We start from the raw sequence: 18,610 nt of genomic DNA on the forward strand, positions 1-18,610 counted from the left end.
ATGTGACAACGCGCCGAGGGCGGACCTCTCTTCCCGGCCTGAGCCGGGAAGAGCTGAGATCCGCCCTCGGGAAGTTACGTACGCTTGATCAGCAGAAGCTGGATCAGGCGGCCGGAACGATGTTGACGACCTTGCGGCCACGGTGCGTGCCGAACTGGACAGCACCCGCCTGCAGCGCGAACAGCGTGTCGTCGCCGCCACGGCCCACACCCGCACCGGGGTGGAAGTGGGTGCCGCGCTGGCGGACGAGGATCTCACCAGCGGAAACGACCTGACCGCCGAAGCGCTTCACGCCGAGCCGCTGAGCATTGGAATCGCGCCCGTTCCGGGTGGACGATGCGCCCTTCTTGTGTGCCATGTCTCAGTCCCTCTTACTTCGCAGCCGCGGGGATACCGGTGACCTTGATCGCCGTGTACTGCTGGCGGTGACCCTGGCGACGGCGGTAGCCGGTCTTGTTCTTGTAGCGCAGGATGTCGATCTTGGCGCCCTTGTGGTGGTCCACGACCTCGGCCGTGACCTTGATACCGGCCAGGACCCACGGGTCGCTGGTCACGGCGTCGCCGTCGACAACGAGCAGGGTCGAGAGCTCGACCGTGTCGCCAACCTTGGCAGTGGAAATCTTGTCAACCTCAACGATGTCGCCGACAGCAACCTTGTGCTGGCGACCACCGCTGCGCACGATGGCGTACACGCGGATCTCTCTCTCACTCGATTCGGGAACCCCTGAAGCCAGCCGGCCCCGCGGGAACCCGCAGACCGGCCTCCCCCGCGCCGCGAGGCGATACGGGAGGTGAGGTGCTCAGTGGATGGCGTACACATAGACACGCCAGCGACCCAGGTTACGGGCCCCGGTTTGATGGGTCAAACCGGGGCCCGATCACACACGGTCGTCGCCGACTACTCGCCGAGAGCCGGCGGGTCGAACCGTGCGGGATACCCGTTCACCCGGAGGTCGTCGAATTCGACAGCCGCTCTCGCCTTCAGGTCGGCTCCGCCCTCGGCCAGCCTCGACATGACCTTGGTCGACCGGTCGTAGCAAGACCTGCCGAACCGCGCACAGGTGGAGAACAGGTCGACACAGACCAGTCGCTCCCCACCGGAACCCGTGTCCGCCACCGCCTCGAACGCCGGCAATCCCCGCTCGATCTCCTGCCGCAGTTCGCGCACGGAGTCGGGATCATCGGCCTCCACCACGGAGGCGGCGAGCTGGACCAGGAGGTGCAGGACCTCCGCCCGCGATTCGGCGGTCGCGGTCGCGAGACCGGCGACGAGGCACGCGGCCACCGCATCCGCTCCCGGCCGGAGAGAGTCGTTGATCGGCACCACCAGGTCTTCGATCTCGTACGCCCACCGCTCGACCGAAGCCGCGTCCCGGGCACCGGTGAGCGACGCCACGAGCTGCCGCGCCTGTTCGTTCGTCACGTGATCAGTCCTTCGCCAGGTCGGACGCATATGTGGTGTCCGGGTCGGGGAACGCCCTTCTGCCGTAGGTGGGCTCGCAGTAGGCGGCACAGACAGGCTGGTCCTTCGGCGGATTGCCCGAACCTCTCGGCCGGACGGCCCGCGTGAAGCGGATGTCCTTCAGGTCCCCACCGACATTACGTGCTGCACACGCCTCGGCGCATTCGCCCGGGAAGTCGCCCTTGGGCTTGGAAGACACGCCGGACGCCACCTTGCCCGTCCTGACGTTGAAGGCGCCGACGGCGACCGCGTGCTTCGACCGCATGGACGCCGGCCCCTTGGACAACTCGTCCACCACGAGGTCCCGCGCCTCATTGGCCTCCTGTAGCAGCGCTGCCTCGTCGAACGCCGAGCCCGGCTTGAGTTTGGCCTTGGCTGCTGACAGAGCCCCCTTGGCCTTGCCGACGGCATCGGCGGCCTTCCACCACGCCTTGGCACCGTCGATCAGGTCGCCTGCCAAGCCGGCCAGGCGCTTGATCAGTTGTCCCGCCTTCTCCCACTTCCACGGGGCGCCGTACTTGGCCAGGACCTTGCCCGCCAGGCCTCCCGCGAAGCTGCCCGCGATGTTCAGTGCGGTCTCACCGCAGGCGCCGAGGTCTCCACTGGAGAAGCAGTCCAGGGCCGCGGTCACACCAAGCTCGTCCATCAGGATCTTGGTGATCTGCTTGACTGCGGTCTTGACCTTGCCCTTGGCGCTGTTGAGGTTGCCCTCCGCCCGGTTCAGGTTGTCCGTGGCGTCGTTGACGTCCTGCTGCTCCGGCGTAGTGTTCGTGTTGACCTTGCCGCTGGTGCAGCTGCTCGGGTGCGACTGGCAGTACGCCCTCTCGTCCGGGTCGTACAGACCCGTCGGGTCACTCGCCGAGACCGGGCGGTTGTGGGCGTACGCATACGCGTTGAGCTGCTGGGCGTCGCTCGTGTCGACGACCGGGTCCGGGGTGATGAACTTGCCCAGGAACGAGTCGTACTCGCGCGCGCCGATCGTCGTCAGACCGGTCGACGTGTCGATGGTGCCGCCGACGAAGCCCTTCTCCCCCGGCCAGGTGCCCTGCGGGGTGCCGCGCTTGTTGCCGTAGGGGTCCATCCGTCGCTGGGTGACCGCGCCGGTGGTTGCGTCGATCGCCAGCTCGCCCGTGCCGTGGTGGTCCGAGGCGAGGAAGGACAGCTTGTTGTCAGGGGTGCGGACCGCGATGCTCTGGCCCGCAAAGGCGTAGTGGCGCGTCGCCTTCGCCGTAGTCGCTCCCGCATCCAGGCGCAGCTCCATGCCCGGCAGGTACACCGTGGTGCCGGTGGCGTCCTTGCGCTGGATGCGGTTGCCCCCCGGGCCGTAGAGGAAGGTCGTCTCCGACGCCTCGTTCTTGCCGGGGGTCGTGACGTCGTCCGGCTGGCTGTTGCGAACCGGGTCGCCCTGGGAGTCGTACTCCAGGGTCTGGGTGTTGCCTCCGATCGTCCGCTGCGTCGTGTTGCCCGCTGCGTCGTAGCCGTACGTGTACTGGCGGTTGCCGGTCGGGGAGTTCTCCACGACCTTCTCGACCCGGTGCGTCCCCGCCTTGTAGGTGAAGGTGCGCTTGACGTCCTTCGACGCGTTCAGGCCGGTGTCGTGGGCCGTCTCGGAGAGGCGGTTGCCCACCGTGTCGAAGGTGTACGAGTTCCAGTACGGCGCCGGACCGCCCAGGGCGGCGGAGCCGGGAGCGCCGGAGCAGGCCGCCGGGCCCGAGCCCGAGACCGGGACCTGGCTGCCGACCGTGCCGGCCGCGGTCGCCCCGGCCTTCGTGGTCGCCGGGGTCCAGGACTCCGTCATCCGGTTCTGGTAGTCGTACGCGAAGCACTGCAGGTCGGGCGTGCCCGCTCCGGCCGTGTCCGCGATGGACCTGACGTTGCCGATCTGGTCGTACGAGTAGTTCGACTCCTTGGCCGGACCGGTGGTCGAGCCGTAGATGTCCACCGTCGACTTGATCAGGCGGTCGGTGCCGGTCTCGTACTGGAAGGTCTGCCAGGTCTTCTTGCCGCCGTTGTTCAGCTCCAGCTGCTGGAGCAGGGTGCGGCCGGACCAGATGGCGTTGGTGACGTACGGCGTCGTGCCCGTCATGCTCTTCGGGCGCTGGATGTCGTCGTAGCTGTAGGCCAGGGCCTCGGCGGGGAGACCGCCCGCAGCGGGGACGCTGTCGCTCTGCTTGGTGCCGTCACGGTTGTAGGCGGTGCCGTAGACGTAGGTGCCCGCCAGGCCCGTTCCCGAGGAGGCGGGGACCGTGTAGGCCGTCTTCAGCGGCTGGTAGAACTCGTCCATTCCCTGGACGATCGCGGCGAAGTACTCCGTCGCGTTGATGTAGCGCAGCGAAGCCCAGCCCTTGCCGAGCCAGCCCGCCTTGTCGTAGCGCTGCTCGGTGAGCTTGGTGCCGGTGGTTGGGGCACCGTCCCACGTCGACAGCGTCCGGCCGAGCTTGTCGTAGACGGTCGAGATCGTCTTGCCCCGGGCTTCGGTCACGGAGACCGGACGGTCGACCTCGTCGTACGCGGTGGTCCGCTTGCCCGAGTCCGGGTCGACGGCCTCCGTCAGTCGGCCGAGCTGGTCGTACTTGTACGTCCAGACGTTGCCCCCGGCGTCCTCGAGCTGCGCCAGCTTGCCCGCCGGCGTGTAGCCGTACTTCGTGCTGTCGTAGCCGGACGTCGGTCCCGCCGGGACGGGGGCGGCGCCCTTGTAGTGGCGGACCTCCGTCGTGCGGTTCTGCGCGTCCGTCAGGGTGGTCGTCGGCACGCCGCCGACCGGCGGGTCGATGTGGACCCGGTCACCGCCGTGTACGTACGTCGTGCGCCACTGCTCGCCGCCCGCCGCCGCGAAGATCTCGGCGGTGGTCCGCCCCAGGCCGTCGTACTCGTACAGGGTCTGCGCGCCGACATCGCCGTTACGGACGATCAGCAGCTCGTCGGAGGCCGCGCCTGCCGCGTTGTACGTCGCGTTGACCTTCGCGACCTTGCCGGTCGGGCTGTAGAAGGTGTCGGCCACCATGCGGGTGCCGCTGGGCCCTTCGGTCTGCTTCTGCCTCGGGCGCAGCAGGCTGTCGTACAGCTGGTACTCGGCGCCGTACGAGCCGTCGATCTCGATCTTCTCCGTCTTGACGGAGACCGGCTTGTCGAGGCGGAAGTTGTAGCTGTACTTGATGCTCGGCGTCTGGCCGGCGCTCTTCGAGCGGTCCGGCAGCCATACCGAGACCAGGCGGCCGAGCGGGTCGAGCGCGAGGTCGCTGCGCTTGCCGTTCGGGTCGGTCTGGCCGAGGGACTGTCCCCAGGCGGGTGCGTAGTCCGTGGTGGTGACGTGCCCGAGGGCGTTGGTGACCTTCGCCTGGGAGATGAGGCCGTTGACGTCCGTGTACTCCGTCTTGGTCTCGGCGCCCGAGGCGTCGGTCTGGGAGGTCGGGCGGCCGAAGCCGTCGTAGGCCGTGGTGCCGGTGACCTGGTAGGTCGCAGTGGTCCCGTTGTGGGACGTCATGCGCTCGGTCTTCGTCGCCCGGCCCACGGTGGGCGCGGCGCCGAAGGCAAGGCCGTCGTAGGAGATGCGCTCGTCGGAGAGCACCTGGGTCTTGCGGTCGGGGGTCGTGGCGCACTTGACCAGTACGGTCTCGACCCTGGAGGTCAGGCTGAGGACGTTGGCGCCCGCGTTGTCCGCGTAGGACGTGCGAGTGCAGGTGTCGTCGGCCGTGGTGGACAGGTCGCCGAGGTCCTCGGAGGTGAGGATCCGGCCGGTGCCGTTCGCCAGGTCGTACGTGGTGTTCGACTCGGTCTCGCGGCGGCCGTCGCCGCCCTCGGTGACCGAGTAGCCGCGCGTCTTGGCCGTCTTGGTCAGCGAGGCGTGGCTGGTGCCCCAAGTGTTGGTGTCCGTCGCGGTGTAGTGCCGCATCGGGGTCTTGATGACCTTGGAGACGAGCTTGTCGCCGTCGTAGGTCGCCGCCTCCAGCTCATGGCCGGAGAACTCCTTGTGGTCGGTGTGCGTGCCGTTCTCGGAGTCGGTGACCGTGACCGAACGGGTGCTGCCGTCGGGCTTCTTGTCCCCGTCCAGACCTTGGAGGTACGTGTAGTCGATCCGGGTCGGCTTGACGGTCGCACCGCCCGTGGTCACCTTGACCTTGCCGTAGCCCTGCCAGCCGCCCCAGGTGAGGTACTTGTCCTCGGTCATGCCGTCGGGCTCGGCCTTACGCCAGCCCGCGGGGCCCTGGTAGTCGTACTCGGTGACCTGTTCCGGGGATCCGCCGGTCCGGTCGGTCTCGATGACCTGGTGGACGACGTACTTGTGGAACCAGTCGGTGATCGGGTCGAGGAATCCCGGCGGGGACCAGACGACCGGGTAGCAGCGCTTGGTGGACTCGCCCGGCTTGGGCAGGGTGTCCTTCGTGCACTCCGCCGGGGCGTAGTTGACGTCCAGCTGCGCGCCGGTCTCGCTCAGGACCGTGGAGAGGCGGAAGCGGTGGAAGGGGGCAATGGACTCCCCGAGGCCATCCACTCGGTTGGCCAGCTGGGTACCCATCAGTTCGACCGAGGGGACCTTGGCGCTGCCGCCCTTGCGGCCCTCGTGGTCGATCTTCGACAGCCACAGGGTCTTCGACTGGTCGCCGTTGTCGGTGAACTGGTGCGTGAACGTCCAGGCGTCCACGTCGTCGTAGTTCGTGGCGTCCTTGCGGATCTGGGTGGTGACGCCGGTCAGCCGCTGGCGGGTCCAGAAGGAGGCCGCTACCTGCGTGGCGTTGCACTTGGTGTTCGGCGCGCAGTACCGGTCCATCGGGACGTCCGGCCAGTGGGCGGCGTTCGCCGTCTTGAAGTCGGCCGGGAGGCACTTGAAGGTGTCGGTCTCCAGGCAGCGCTCCTTCGTGGTGAACACCACGCGGGCCGGGGCCTTCGCCGCGTACACGCTGCCGTCGCGCTGGCCGTAGTCGACGCGCTTGAGGTAGCCGCCGGCCGTGTACGCGGTGCCGTTGACGTCGGTCTTGCCGTTCAGGGCGTAGTGGTTCGTCTCCTTGCCGTAGAAGTACGACATGACGTTGCCCTGGCGGTCCTTGACGTAGTCCAGGTTCCAGCGCCAGCCTTGCTGGCAGGAGGCGTTCGCGAAGGTCGCGTTGTAGCAGGGCTCGCCGGTGTTGTTGCCGAAGACCGGGGTCGTCCACACGGACGAGGTCTCCTCGTTGCCCGTGGCCCAGCCCGGCAGACGGTTCTTGCCGAAGTAGTACTCGGTGCCGTCGGTCGTGGTGATCTTCCAGTGCTCGCCGTCGTTGTCGCCGTTCACGGCGCCGGTGAGCTGCTCGACCTTGGAGCCGTCGTCGGCCGCGAACCGCCACTTGCCGTCGGCGTCACCCTTGATGAGCTGGGTGGACGTGCCGTTGAGCATGATCGTGGCGTTGTCGAAGGCCCAGCACTGCTCGGCGGAGGTCTTCTGGCCGTCCTTCGCGCAGGGCTTGTAGGTGCGCTCGACGTAGCCGGCCTCGTACGAGAAGCCCTCGCCGAGCCAGGAGCCCTGGTTGTTGGTGTCGGAGGTACGGCCGTCCGCGGACTGCGAGGAGTAGCCGAGGCCGACGGTGGGCACCAGTCCGCCCGGGGTGGGCGGTGTGCGCAGCGGGTACGACCAGGAGAAGCCGCCCGAGGACGTGGCCACGCTCCACTTGGCCGAGGGGGCGAGCGGAGTGGCCGCGTAGTTGCCCTGCGAGCCCGAGTCACCGGCGGCGAGGGCCACCATCGAGCCGCCCGCTGCGGGACCGGCCGCCATCATGGACATGCCGGCCGGGCGGGCCGGGGCGGTCAGGTCCGCGGAGACCGTCTTCGTCTTCGGGTTGTTGACCGTCTTGAGCGGCTTGGGGAGTTCGGGGCAGGCCGCGGTGCCGGGGTCGGCGACCGCCGCACAGGCCGGGAGCTCGACCAGCTGGAGGCGGGATCCGTAGCTGCCGCCGAAGCCGTCGGCGAACGCCGCGTAGTCGACGTTCAGCCGGACCTGACCGCCGTCGGCGGCCTGGTCGGCCCGCTGGACGCGCAGCAGCGCGCCGGCGCCGAGCTGGGTGGCGCGCTTCGGGTCGACGACGTCGACCCGGACCTTGCCGGGCTGCTTGGCAGTCCTGCCGATGGCGGCGGCCGAGAAGGAGGTGGCCGAGGCCTTCGCGCCGGCTTCCTTCGGGGCGGTGACGGTGACGGGCAGGCCGCCCACCTTCACCTGGGTCGCAGGCGTTCCGCCGGTGGCGGGGACGGCCAGTTCGGCGCTGCCCGTGCCGGGCCAGACGGGCTTGTCCAGCTTCTTGACGGCCGCCTTGGCGGTGGCGTTGGCCGGGCGGCCCTTGGACTTGGCCTTGGTTCCCTTGACGGGGTCGCCGAAGTTCTGGACTCCGGGCCGCTTGGTGCCGCCGGGGGCCAGTTCCAGCGCCTGGACGGACGAGGCGGACAGGGCGAGGCTCAGGCTGATGACGACCGAGCCCAGTGTTCGCCGGTGTATGCGCCGATTGAGCAATCGGCCGCGTAGAGACATCAGTGCACTCCACAAAAGAGGGGCAGGAAGGTACTGCGGAAGCGGACAGGTGTGCCCGCCCTGCGCAGGGCGGGCACACCTGTCCGGGTCGGGGGCTAGCTCTGGGGCAGCTCGATCGTGCCGGCGAGCTGGACGACGGAGGTCGGGTCGAGGGCGCCGTTGTAGGCGCGGACCTCGTCGATGGCTCCGGCGAAGTACTCGGCGGCGCCGCGGGCCGAACGGCCCACCTGGAGCCCGCCGGTGGCGGCCCAGGTCGTGTTGTCCACGCCCTGCGCCGCGGCCAGCTGGCCGTTGACGTACAGGCGGATCTGGCCGGCGAACGCGTCATAGACGACGGCCAGGTGCTGGCCGACGGGGTTGGTGTCCGGCAGGACCTGGTTCTCGGAGAAGGCCTTCACCGTGGCGCCGGCCGTGTCGGTCGTGGCCACGGCCAGCTCCCAGCGCTTGGTTGCACCCTGGTAGCGGACCTGGACCCGGTTGGCGTTCGCACCGGGCAGCGAGAACACGGTCTGCGAGGCCGTGGCGTCGATCGAGGAGATCTGGACTCGCGCCGAGAGCGTGAAGCTCGCGGCACCGGTGACCGGGGCGGCCGCCGTCGAGACGTAGTCGCCGTTGCCGTCGAGGAGCAGGTGGCCGGTTCCGACCATGGCGTCGACCGGCGGCGGGTCGGCCAGCGGGTCGGGGTTCGGGACGTAGATGGCCGCGTTGCCGGCCATCGTCAGGCCCTGGCCGCCGCCGGCCTCGGGGGAGGCTCCGGACTGGGCCGCGTTGAGCTGCCAGTACCCCTTGCGCTCCGGCCTCACCGTCTTGATGTCGGTGATCTGGGCGGGCAGGAGCGGTCGGCTGAAGACCCGGACCTCGGCGAGGTCGCCGACGAAGGCGTCCTCGTAGCCCGCCTTGTCGATGTGGCGGCCGATCTGCAGTGCGCCGTAGGACTTCCAGGTGGAGCGGCGGACCGTCTCACCCTTGAGGTCCTTGTCGACGTACAGCTGGATCTTGCCGGCGGCTCCGTCGTAGATGCCGGTCAGCAGCACCCACTGGTCCTTGACCGGGGTGACGCCGGTGGACACGGCCTTCCATTCACCGAGGGTGTCGACGTCGTCGACGGGGACGGAGAACTTCCAGGTCTTGGCCATGGCGTCGTAGCCGAGGACGAAGCCCGGCTCGCCGGTGCCGTCCTGGCTGACCACCGTCATGTCCCGGCTCAGGTCCGTGGGCCGGACCCAGGCGCTGACGCTGAAGCCCTTGAGGGTGTCCAGCACCGTGCTGCCCGCGTCGACCCAGCTGTCGGCGGTGCCGTCGAAGCGGGCCGCGCGGTCGATGGTGCCGCCCGGTCCGGGGACACCGAAGGTGACACCCGGGCCGAAGCCGGCCGGGTACTTGCCCTGCTCCTCGTCGGCGGCGTTGCCGCCCGCCTCGTCGGCGAGGTTCCACTGCGCGGCCGCGGCCGCGCCTGCGGCGACGTAGAAGGAGTGGCGGGCAGTGGCACTCGGGTGCGCCGCCTTGTCGACCGCGACGACGTCGACCCAGTGCGGACCGGAGCGGGTGGGCGTCCAGGTCACCGAGGCGGGGCCGCCCGCAGTGCTGTTGGCGACCTCCTTGGCGGTCTCACCGCTGAAGGTGTAGCGGTACTTGACGACGTCCGTGTCGGGCACGGTGTCGTTCGGGTTGGGCGAGAAGGTGAACGTGCCGGGAGCGCCGACACCGTCGTGGTAGACGTTGGTGGCCGGGTACTGGGCGGTGAACACGTTCGGCTTGCCCGGGAAGGACTTGTCGTACATGAACTCGCACTTGCCGCTCCACGGACCCCAGCCGTCGCCGTCATGGGCGGCGACGCTCCAGGAGATGGCCGTGTTCTCGGGAATCGTCGTGCGGGTGGTGTGCTCGAAGGGGGTGGAGCTGGTCGGCGCCTTGTAGTTCGTGTCCTCCTCGTAGGACTTGGCGGCGCCCGCCGCGTCCTTCCACTCCAGCTTGAAGCGGACCTTGACCTGCTCGCCCGCGTCGGCGTCGTTCGCGATGGCGCGCAGCGTCGGCGGCACGTCGCTGTAGGGCCGGCCCGCGCCCGTGACGCAGGCGCCGCCGGGGTTGGACGACAGGGAGCCGGTGCCGATCAGGCCGGGCAGCGTGTTGTAGCTGATGCTCAGGTACGCGTTGCCGCAGACCCGCTTCCAGCCGCCGAAGCTGCTCTCGTTCTGCGCCTTGAGGTTGAAGAGCATCGAGGGCCAGCCCTCGTTGGCCGCGGTGCGCACGCTGTTGGTCAGGCCGCCGGAGGCACCGGACTTGAAGTGCATGTTGGCCTGGGACGTGCAGCTCGTCGGCTGGATCTTCTCGTTGAGTGTCTCCAGCGTCGTCAGCGTCGCGCCCTGGGTGTTGTTCCAGTTGCTGCCGCTGTCGATGTGGGCGGTGCTGCCGCCGATCCGCTGGAGCTGGATGGGTTCGGCCCTGGCGTCGGCCCAGTACACGTGCTGGACGCGCGCGCTGAAGGTGGCGCCGAGGATCTGCTTGCCGCTGTAGAAGGACAGCGGGATCTGGAAGGCGACGCGGCGCGTGCCGACACCGGCGCACGAGGCGGCGCTGTAGTCCGTCGGGCACTTGCCCACGCCCGCGCTGCCGGAGTACTTCCACTCGCCCACTGTGGGCTTGCCCGACATGACGGCGGTCCAGCCGGAGCGATCGGCCGTCTTCTGGATCGGGTCGATGACCACGGGGAAGACCGTCGCGCCGTCGCGCAGCAGCTTCTGGTCGGGGACCAGGGTCAGCTTGTCCTTGGACACCTCGATGCCGAGGGCCGCGGCCTTGCCGCCGCCGCCCGGGCCTTCGAGGGCCGGAGCGAGGTCCGCGGCCGCGTCCTTCCCGGTGGGGGCGTCGGCACGGGCCGCGGACAGCGACTGGGCGACGGCCTTGGGGCCCTTGGTGCGGGCGGCGGCCTCCTGGGAGGAGGCCGAGTCCCACATGGACGGGGCACCGGACTGGAAGACCGTGCCGCCGACCGTGCTGTCCTCGGCGGTGACCGCGCCGTTCGCGTCCTTCTTGTACGTCAGGCCCTTGGCCTTGAGGCCGAGGTCCAGGCGCGTCAGGCGCGGGTCGGCGGCGGCCTGCGGGGTCTTGACGACCAGCAGGTGGCCGAAGCCGTTGGCCTCGGCGCGAACCTTGAGGTCCACGCCCGGCAGCGCGTCGGGGTACGTGGCGGTGTCGCCGTCGAGCACGGGCGCGGGCAGCTTGCCGTAGGGCCAGGTCAGCGCCATCTCATGGGTGTTGCGGGTCATGGTGACGAACGGCTTGCCGGCCGCGCCGTCGGAGAAGGCCAGACCGACGGTGGTCGCCTTCGGGACGACACTGCCGTCCGCGCGCTTGACCAGCGTCTTGTCGATGTCGACCCACTTGCCGTTCTTCACGGCGTGCACCGGTTCGGTGTACTCGCGGGCGGTGTAGGAGCCGTCCGGCGCGGCGAAGATCTCCCGCTGCTCGGTGCGCAGGCCGAGGACCTCGACCTGCTTGCCGCTCTTGCGGGCCGCGACCCGGGCCTCCGACTCCGTCTGGACGGGGGTGCCCACGGCGACGGGCTCCTGGGTACGGGCCGCATCGGCGCCCTCCCAGATGTCCAGGCCGAGGGTGGTGGCCACGACGGCGCCGGCGGTCGCCGCGGCGATCGAGGCGCGGCGCAGCACGGTGCGGCCGATGCCGCGGGAGGTGCGTGGCTGGTGCGTCATCATCGGACCACCGTTCCGAAGGTGTTGCGGTCGGCGGGCAGACCGCCCTCGCCGGGCTTGAACGTCTCGGTGGGGGCGCCGCCCGTGCCGCTGATCGTCCACGGGAACAGGTAGACCGCGTGGCCCGCGGCCGGGCCGTACGGCATGCCCACGTAGAGGCCGGCCGCTCCGCCGCCGATGCTCATCCCGGCGTACTCGCGCGGGGCCTCGGGGGTCGGGATCTCGGAGCCGGGCTCCAGGATCTTGTCGGTCTCGCCGGGCGCTCCGACCATCCCGAACATCTGCACCACGCCCCGATCGGCGGCGCCGTTGGCGCCGTCCTCACCCGGGACGCCGACGGCGAGCTTGACGTTGGCGCCGGTGCTCGTGTTGGTCGGGGCGGTGTTGTAGGCGGCGACGCGCTGGCCGAAGTAGTCGCCGGCCTCGGACTCGCCGCCGACGTCGGTGGTGTTCTGGTCGATCCAGGCGAGCTCGGTGTAGGCACCCGCCGCGTCGATCTTGAACACCTGGACGGCGCCCGCATCGACGGTCGTGGACAGGTCCTCGCCCGGGATGCCGACGGCGAGGAGGGACTCGGTGGTGCTGGTGGCTCCGGCGGCGCGGTAGGGCGTCGCGGCCAGCGACCGGCCGAAGCCGTCGCCGGTCTCGCAGGCGCCGAGCACGTTGGGCGTGTCCTGGGTGATCACGTTGAGCGGCTTGGGGTAGCCCGCCGTAAGGGCGTGGCTGAAGATCGTCACCGCGCCGGCCTCGGCGACGGTGCCCTGGGCCTCGCCCGGGGAGCCGACGGCGAGGTGGGTCGCGGTGGCCGCAACGGTGGTGCCGAAGCGGTCGTACTCCTCCTTGGCGTCGGGCACGGCTCCCGCGTTGGTGGTCTCCTGGGTGACGAGCGTGGCCGTCATCGTGGTCGAGCCGGAGATGTAGAGGAAGGCGCCCGCGTCCACCGTGGTTCCGACGTCCTCACCGGGCACGCCGGCGACGAGGAACGGCACACCGGCCGAGGTCTTGCCCGCGGCGAGGGAGTAGCCCGTCCAGTCGTACAACTCGGAGCCGATGGCCGAGATCAGGCCTGCGCCCTGGACGTACTCGACGCTCGCCTTGCCGGCGGCCAGGCCGGTGGGCGAGCCGTGGACGACGACGATCCGGCCGGCGTCGATGCCGCCGCCGGGGGCGGTGCCGACGTCCTCGTACGGGGTGCCGATGGCGAGGTCGCTGCAGCCGTCGAGGTCGGCGTCGTACACGGCCATCGAGTAGCCGAACTGGTCGCCCGCCTCGGACCCCCCGGACTTGGCGGCCTCCTGGGTCAGCGCCAGGGTCCCCTTGCCGCCGCCGTACACGATGTGCACGACCCCGGCCTTGGAGATGCCGTTCACGGTGGCCTCGGGGTCCGCGATCGCGGTGTCCCGGATGCCGTCGCCGTTGAAGTCCGATTCGGCCCCGGAGCAGCCGGCGGCCGCGGTGGCCGTGCTCACGAGGGGGGTCGGTCCTGCCGTCAGGGTCAGGGTGAGGGCCGTGGCCGCCAGGGCCCACGCTCCTCTGGCGGCACGCCGCCTGGCCGCGCCGTGCGGCGCGGTTGTCGCTCTGCTCACGTAGTGGGTTCCGTTTTCGTCGATTTCGAAGCTGCTGAGCGGCAGCCGGAAACCAGGAAGGAGCAACGGAACGTGAAAGATGTGCGACAAAAGAGCGACGCGGGCACGGGTCAGTGTGCGGGCGTCGGCCCATCCCCCCGCTCGCCAGAGATCCCCCCGTGGCAAGCCGCTTGACAGCAAGCGTTGGGCCACTGTGGCGTGAACCTGCCTGCTGAACAAGAGTCAATGTCCGACATGAGGTGATCGCGGATCCTAACAGGTTGATCACATCAGCAAAAACGGCTCTGTCCGGCACCAACTGGTGCCGGACAGAGCCGTTTTGAACCGTACGCCGCGATATCAGCCCTCGGTCGGGGCCGAGACGGACGGGGCAGCCTGCTGCTCCGCCGCCGCGGTCTTCTTCGTCGTCCGCTTCGCCGCGGTCTTCTTGGTCGTGGCCGTCTTCTTGACCGCGGTCTTCTTGGCGGCCGCCGCCTTCTTGGCCGGGGCCTTCTTCGCCGCGGCCGCCTTCTTGGCCGGAGCCTTGCGGGCGGCCTTCTTGGCCGGCGCGGGCTCCTCGGCCTCGGCGGGTGCGGCTTCCTCGGCCGGCGCCGCCGGCTCGGTCACCGGGGCCTCGACCACCAGCACGGCGGCCTCCGCGGCGCCCGCCGGGGAACCGGCGGGTGCGGTGGCCTTACGGGTGGCACGGCGGCGCGGACGGGCCGGTGCGGCCTCCGCCACCGGGGCCTCCTCGGCCGCGACGACCGGCTCGGGCTCGACGACGGGCTCGGGCTCCGGCACGACGACCGGCTCCGGCTCCGCAGCGGCCTCGGGCTCCGCGACGGCCTCGGCGACCGGCGCGGGCGCCGTGGCCTTGCGGGTGGCACGGCGACGGGTACGGCCCTTCGGCGCGGCCTCCTCGACCGGCGCGGCGGGGGCGGCCTCGACCGACTCCGCGGCCTCGACGGCCTCGGCCACGACCTCGGCGGCCGGTTCCAGGACGGTGTCGGCCGGCTCGGTCACCGGCTCGGCGACGACCTCGGCCACGGGGGCCGGAGCGGCCTCACGCCGCGGGGCACCCGCCGGAGCGGTCGCCTTGCGGGTGGCACGGCGCCGGTTGCGGCGCCCGCTCAGACCCGCCGCGGCCTCCGCCTCGGCGGCGGAGCCGTAGAGCTCCTCGCCCGCGGCGAACTCCGGCTCGGGCAGTGCCTTGGGCGCGGCGACCTCGGCGGCGACCTCGGCCTCGGACTCGAAGGCCTCGGCCTCCGGGGTCTCGACCGTCTCGACCTCGTGGTCGTGCTGGTCGAACTCGCTGCGGCCGCCGCGGCGCTTGGAGCGCTTGCCGTTGCCACCGCCGCCGATCGCGGTCGGCGTCTCCATGTGGACGATGACACCGCGGCCGTTGCAGTGGACGCAGGTCTCGGAGAAGGACTCCAGCAGACCCTGGCCGACCCGCTTGCGGGTCATCTGGACCAGGCCCAGCGAGGTGACCTCGGCGACCTGGTGCTTCGTACGGTCGCGGCCCAGGCACTCCAGCATGCGGCGCAGGACCAGGTCGCGGTTGGACTCCAGGACCATGTCGATGAAGTCGATGACGACGATGCCGCCGAGGTCGCGCAGCCGCAGCTGGCGCACGATCTCCTCGGCCGCCTCCAGGTTGTTCCGGGTGACGGTCTCCTCGAGGTTGCCGCCCTGACCGGTGAACTTGCCGGTGTTGACGTCGATGACGATCATCGCCTCGGTCTTGTCGATCACAAGCGAGCCGCCCGAGGGCAGCCACACCTTGCGGTCGAGCGCCTTGGCGAGCTGCTCGTCGATCCGGTACGTCGCGAAGACGTCGACCTCGGAGGTCCAGCGCTGGAGCCGGTCGGCCAGGTCCGGGGCCACGTGCGAGACGTAGCCGTGGATGGTCTCCCAGGCGCCGTCACCGCTGACGATGACCTTCGAGAAGTCCTCGTTGAAGATGTCGCGCACGACGCGGACGGTCATGTCCGGCTCGCCGTACAGGAGGGACGGCGAAGAGGTCGTGATTTGCTTCGACTTCTTCTGGATGTCCTCCCACTGGGCCTGCAGGCGCTCGACGTCGCGGCGCAGCTCGTCCTCGCTCGCACCCTCGGCGGCGGTGCGCACGATGACGCCCGCGTCCTCGGGGACGATCTTCTTGAGGATGGTCTTCAGGCGCGCGCGCTCGGTGTCGGGCAGCTTGCGGCTGATGCCGGTCATCGAGCCCTCGGGCACGTAGACCAGGTAGCGGCCGGGCAGCGAGACCTGGCTGGTCAGGCGGGCGCCCTTGTGGCCGATCGGGTCCTTGGTGACCTGCACGAGGACCGACTGGCCGGACTTGAGGGCGGACTCGATGCGGCGCGGCCCGTTGGCCATGCCGAGCGCCTCGAAGTTGACCTCACCTGCGTACAGGACCGCGTTGCGGCCCTTGCCGATGTCGATGAAGGCGGCCTCCATCGACGGCAGCACGTTCTGGACCTTGCCCAGGTAGACGTTGCCGACGTACGAGGTGGCCTCTTCCTTGTTGACGTAGTGCTCGACGAGCACGTTGTCCTCAAGGACGCCGATCTGGGTGCGCTCGCCGCTCTGGCGGACGACCATGACGCGCTCGACGGCCTCGCGGCGGGCCAGGAACTCGGCCTCGGTGATGATCGGCACGCGGCGGCGGCCCTGCTCGCGGCCCTCGCGGCGGCGCTGCTTCTTCGCCTCCAGGCGGGTCGAGCCCTTGATGGACTGGACCTCGTCCGACGGCTCGGCCTTCTCGCGCGCCGGGCGGGGCTCGCGGACCTTGACGACGGTGCGGACACCGTCCTCGTCGCCGGCGGACTCACCGGTGGCGTCGGCGGGCTCGCCGCTGCGGCGGCGGCGACGGCGGCGACGGCGGCTGGAGGTGGAACCGGAGGCCTCGTCGGTCTCCTCGTCCTCTTCCTCGTCGGCTTCCTGCTCGGCGGCCTCGGCCTCGGTCTCGTCCTCGGCGGACTCGTCGAGGTCGGCGGCCTCACCGCGGCGGCGGCGGCGGCCACCGCGACGGCGACGGCGCGAGGGGCGCTCGCCGGACTCGTCGCCCTCGTCGAACTCCGCGGACTCGGCGGAGTCCTCCTCGAACTCGGCGGCCTCGGCCTCCGGCTCCTCCTCCGCGAGCACCTCGGGCAGGGAGACCGGAGCGGCCTCGGCTGCGCCGCGGCCACGGCGACGGCGACGGCCGGCGGGCTGCGCGGGCTCGACGGGAGCGGCGGCCTCGACCTCTTCCTCCTCCTCGACCTCCTCGGCCTCGACCGCGGCTGCGGCGGCAGCGGCGGCCATGGCGGCGGTCTCGGGGGTCTGGAACATCGGCTCGGTGAAGACCGGCGCCTGGAAGACGGCTACGGCGGGACGCACCGCGCGGCGGGCACGGGCCGGAGCAGCGGGCGCCTGGGCGGCCTCGGGCTCGGCGGCGGCGGGCTGCTGCGGGGCGGCGGCGGCCGCGGTGGTGGAGCGGGTGGCACGGCGGCGGCCGCGCTTCGGGGCGTCCACGGCGTCGGCGACGGTCACGGCGCGGGCGGCCCTGGGGGCCTCCTCGACGGCGGCGGCCGAGGCGGGCTCGGCCTGGGTCTCCACGGCCGGGGGTTCGGCCGCGGGGGTCTCGGCGGCCGGGGCGGCGACGGCGCGGGTGGCACGACGACGGGCACGCGGAGCCGGAGCCGCCGCAGCCTCCTCGACCACCGGAGCAGCAGCCGGAGCCTCCACAACCGGAACCTCGGCAGCCTCGGCCGCCGGAGCAGCCACGGCACGGGTGGCACGACGACGGGCACGCGGAGCCGGAGCGGCCGGGGCCTCCTCGACGACCGGAGCGGCAGCCTCGGCGACAGCCGGAGCCTCCACAACCGGAACCTCGGCAGCCTCGGCCGCCGGAGCAGCCACGGCACGGGTCGCACGACGACGGGCACGCGGAGCCGGAGCCGGAGCCGCCGCAGCCTCCTCCACGACCGGAGCGGCAGCCTCGGCGACGACCGGGGTCTCGGCGGCGGGCTCGACGACGGCCTCCGCGGCCTGGGCCTTCGGAGCGGCCACGGCGCGGGTCGCGCGGCGGCGGGGACGGGCGGGTGCGGCGGCCGGAGCGGCCTCCTCCACGGGGGCGGGCTCCGCCACCGGAGTCACCTCGGCGGCAGGGGTGCCGCCGGGCGGACCGGCCGGCCGGGAAGCGGCGCGGCGACGCCTGCGCGGGGGCAGGTTGTCGCTGGGGCTGCTGCTGTCGGCGCCGGCGGGGGTGGTGTCGTTTTCGTTGTTGAGCATTGCGGGCGGTTCTCCCGTCACGCTCCCGGGCGCCGCGGCTGACTTCCGGTCCGGCACGGCTCCGCGCGATGACGCGGAGCCGGCCTCCGGGGCGCGTTCGCCACACGGGAGCTGTAGTCCATGGCCGCCGGTTCCGTACGTGTGTGTTCGTACGGCCTGGCGGAAGTCTTCAGGTCTGTACGCGGCCCGACCCAGGTGGCTCCCGAGTGCCAGGGCTGCGCGACGACGACGATCCCTACGCGGCGGGACCTTCCGGCGCCTTCGCGTCGGCGGTCACGGCGACCGTGGGTGGGGCGGCCGTGTCTGCCTCGCGGTCGGGCGCGAGCGGGTCGGTCACCGTGCCGGACTCCTCGTCGAAGAGCCCCTGCGCCAGCCTGGTCACCGCAGAGGGGACCGGCGGCGCCAGGTCGGCCACAGCTCGGAGACCGGACAGGACGTCGTCGGGTCGCACGGCAGGTGTCAGATGCCGAACAACCAGCCGCAGTATCGCACAAGCATTGTCCAGCGGCCTATCAGCCGGCGCCGGAAGCGCTTCGAGGCTGACGACCGCGCCGCGCGTGTCGAAGGTGCGCACGCCGTTCTTGGTCTTGCGCTGCACCTCGACGGCCTCGGCGGCGAGGAAGACCGCCACGGCCCGCTCGGCCTCGGCGAGCTCCACGCCGTCCAGGCGCAGCTCCCACACGGAGGCGGTCAGCCGGTCGGCCAGGCCCGAGGTGCGGGCCTCGACGGCGTCGATGATGTCGAGTCCGGTCGGCATCGACTCGTCGAGCAGCTCGCGGAGCTTCTCGGGGTCGCGCGGCGCGGCGAGGCCGATCTCCAGGTATTCGGCCTCGCTGCCGGTCCCGGTCGGGGCGGCGTTCGCGTAGCTGACGCGCGGGTGCGGGGTGAAGCCCGCCGAGTACGCCATGGGCACCTCGGCGCGGCGCAGGGCCCGCTCGAAGGCGCGCTGGAAGTCTCGGTGGCTGGTGAACCGGAGGCGTCCGCGCTTGGTGTAGCGCAGTCGGATGCGCTGCACCACCGGTGCGGGAGGCGGGCCTTCGGGCTGTCGCTTGCCCAGTGGTTCTTCTCCTTGTGCGGGGCTCCGCGGCTCGCGCATCGCCCTGAG

At 71.1% G+C, this 18,610-nt stretch carries 8 protein-coding genes; all 8 read right to left on the bottom strand.

Annotated features, from left to right (window positions below):
• Positions 1 to 103 precede the first annotated feature (103 nt).
• Positions 104 to 358, bottom strand: coding sequence for a 50S ribosomal protein L27 (gene rpmA, locus E6U81_RS16285; protein ID WP_008738950.1), 255 nt, complete (start codon positions 356 to 358; stop codon positions 104 to 106).
• Between the two features lie 13 nt (positions 359 to 371).
• Positions 372 to 692: a 50S ribosomal protein L21 gene (rplU, locus tag E6U81_RS16290; protein WP_015033583.1), complete on the bottom strand. Its 321-nt coding sequence runs from the start codon at positions 690 to 692 to the stop codon at positions 372 to 374.
• A gap of 206 nt (positions 693 to 898) precedes the next feature.
• Entirely contained in the window at positions 899 to 1,423 is a 525-nt protein-coding gene (locus tag E6U81_RS16295; protein WP_136230784.1) for a hypothetical protein, read from the bottom strand.
• A gap of 4 nt (positions 1,424 to 1,427) precedes the next feature.
• On the bottom strand, positions 1,428 to 7,955 hold the full coding sequence (locus E6U81_RS16300) for an RHS repeat-associated core domain-containing protein (protein ID WP_240803841.1): 6,528 nt from the start codon (positions 7,953 to 7,955) through the stop codon (positions 1,428 to 1,430).
• Positions 7,956 to 8,050: 95 nt separating this feature from the next.
• Complete coding sequence (locus E6U81_RS16310) at positions 8,051 to 11,668, bottom strand: LamG domain-containing protein (protein ID WP_168714642.1); 3,618 nt, start codon at positions 11,666 to 11,668, stop codon at positions 8,051 to 8,053.
• Positions 11,665 to 13,251: an integrin alpha gene (locus E6U81_RS16315; protein WP_136230786.1), complete on the bottom strand. Its 1,587-nt coding sequence runs from the start codon at positions 13,249 to 13,251 to the stop codon at positions 11,665 to 11,667. The genes E6U81_RS16310 and E6U81_RS16315 overlap by 4 nt, the downstream gene beginning before the upstream one ends.
• Before the next feature lie 339 nt (positions 13,252 to 13,590).
• The gene (locus E6U81_RS16320; protein WP_136230787.1) at positions 13,591 to 17,505 is read right to left on the bottom strand and encodes an Rne/Rng family ribonuclease; all 3,915 of its coding nucleotides are present in this window, start codon (positions 17,503 to 17,505) and stop codon (positions 13,591 to 13,593) included.
• A 235-nt stretch (positions 17,506 to 17,740) separates the two neighbouring features.
• Positions 17,741 to 18,520, bottom strand: a complete 780-nt coding sequence (locus E6U81_RS16325; RefSeq protein WP_136230834.1) for a TIGR03936 family radical SAM-associated protein — start codon at positions 18,518 to 18,520, stop codon at positions 17,741 to 17,743.
• Positions 18,521 to 18,610: the final 90 nt, after the last annotated feature.

This window comes from Streptomyces sp. A0592 (assembly GCF_004795115.1).
Taxonomy (GTDB): domain Bacteria; phylum Actinomycetota; class Actinomycetes; order Streptomycetales; family Streptomycetaceae; genus Streptomyces; species Streptomyces erythrochromogenes.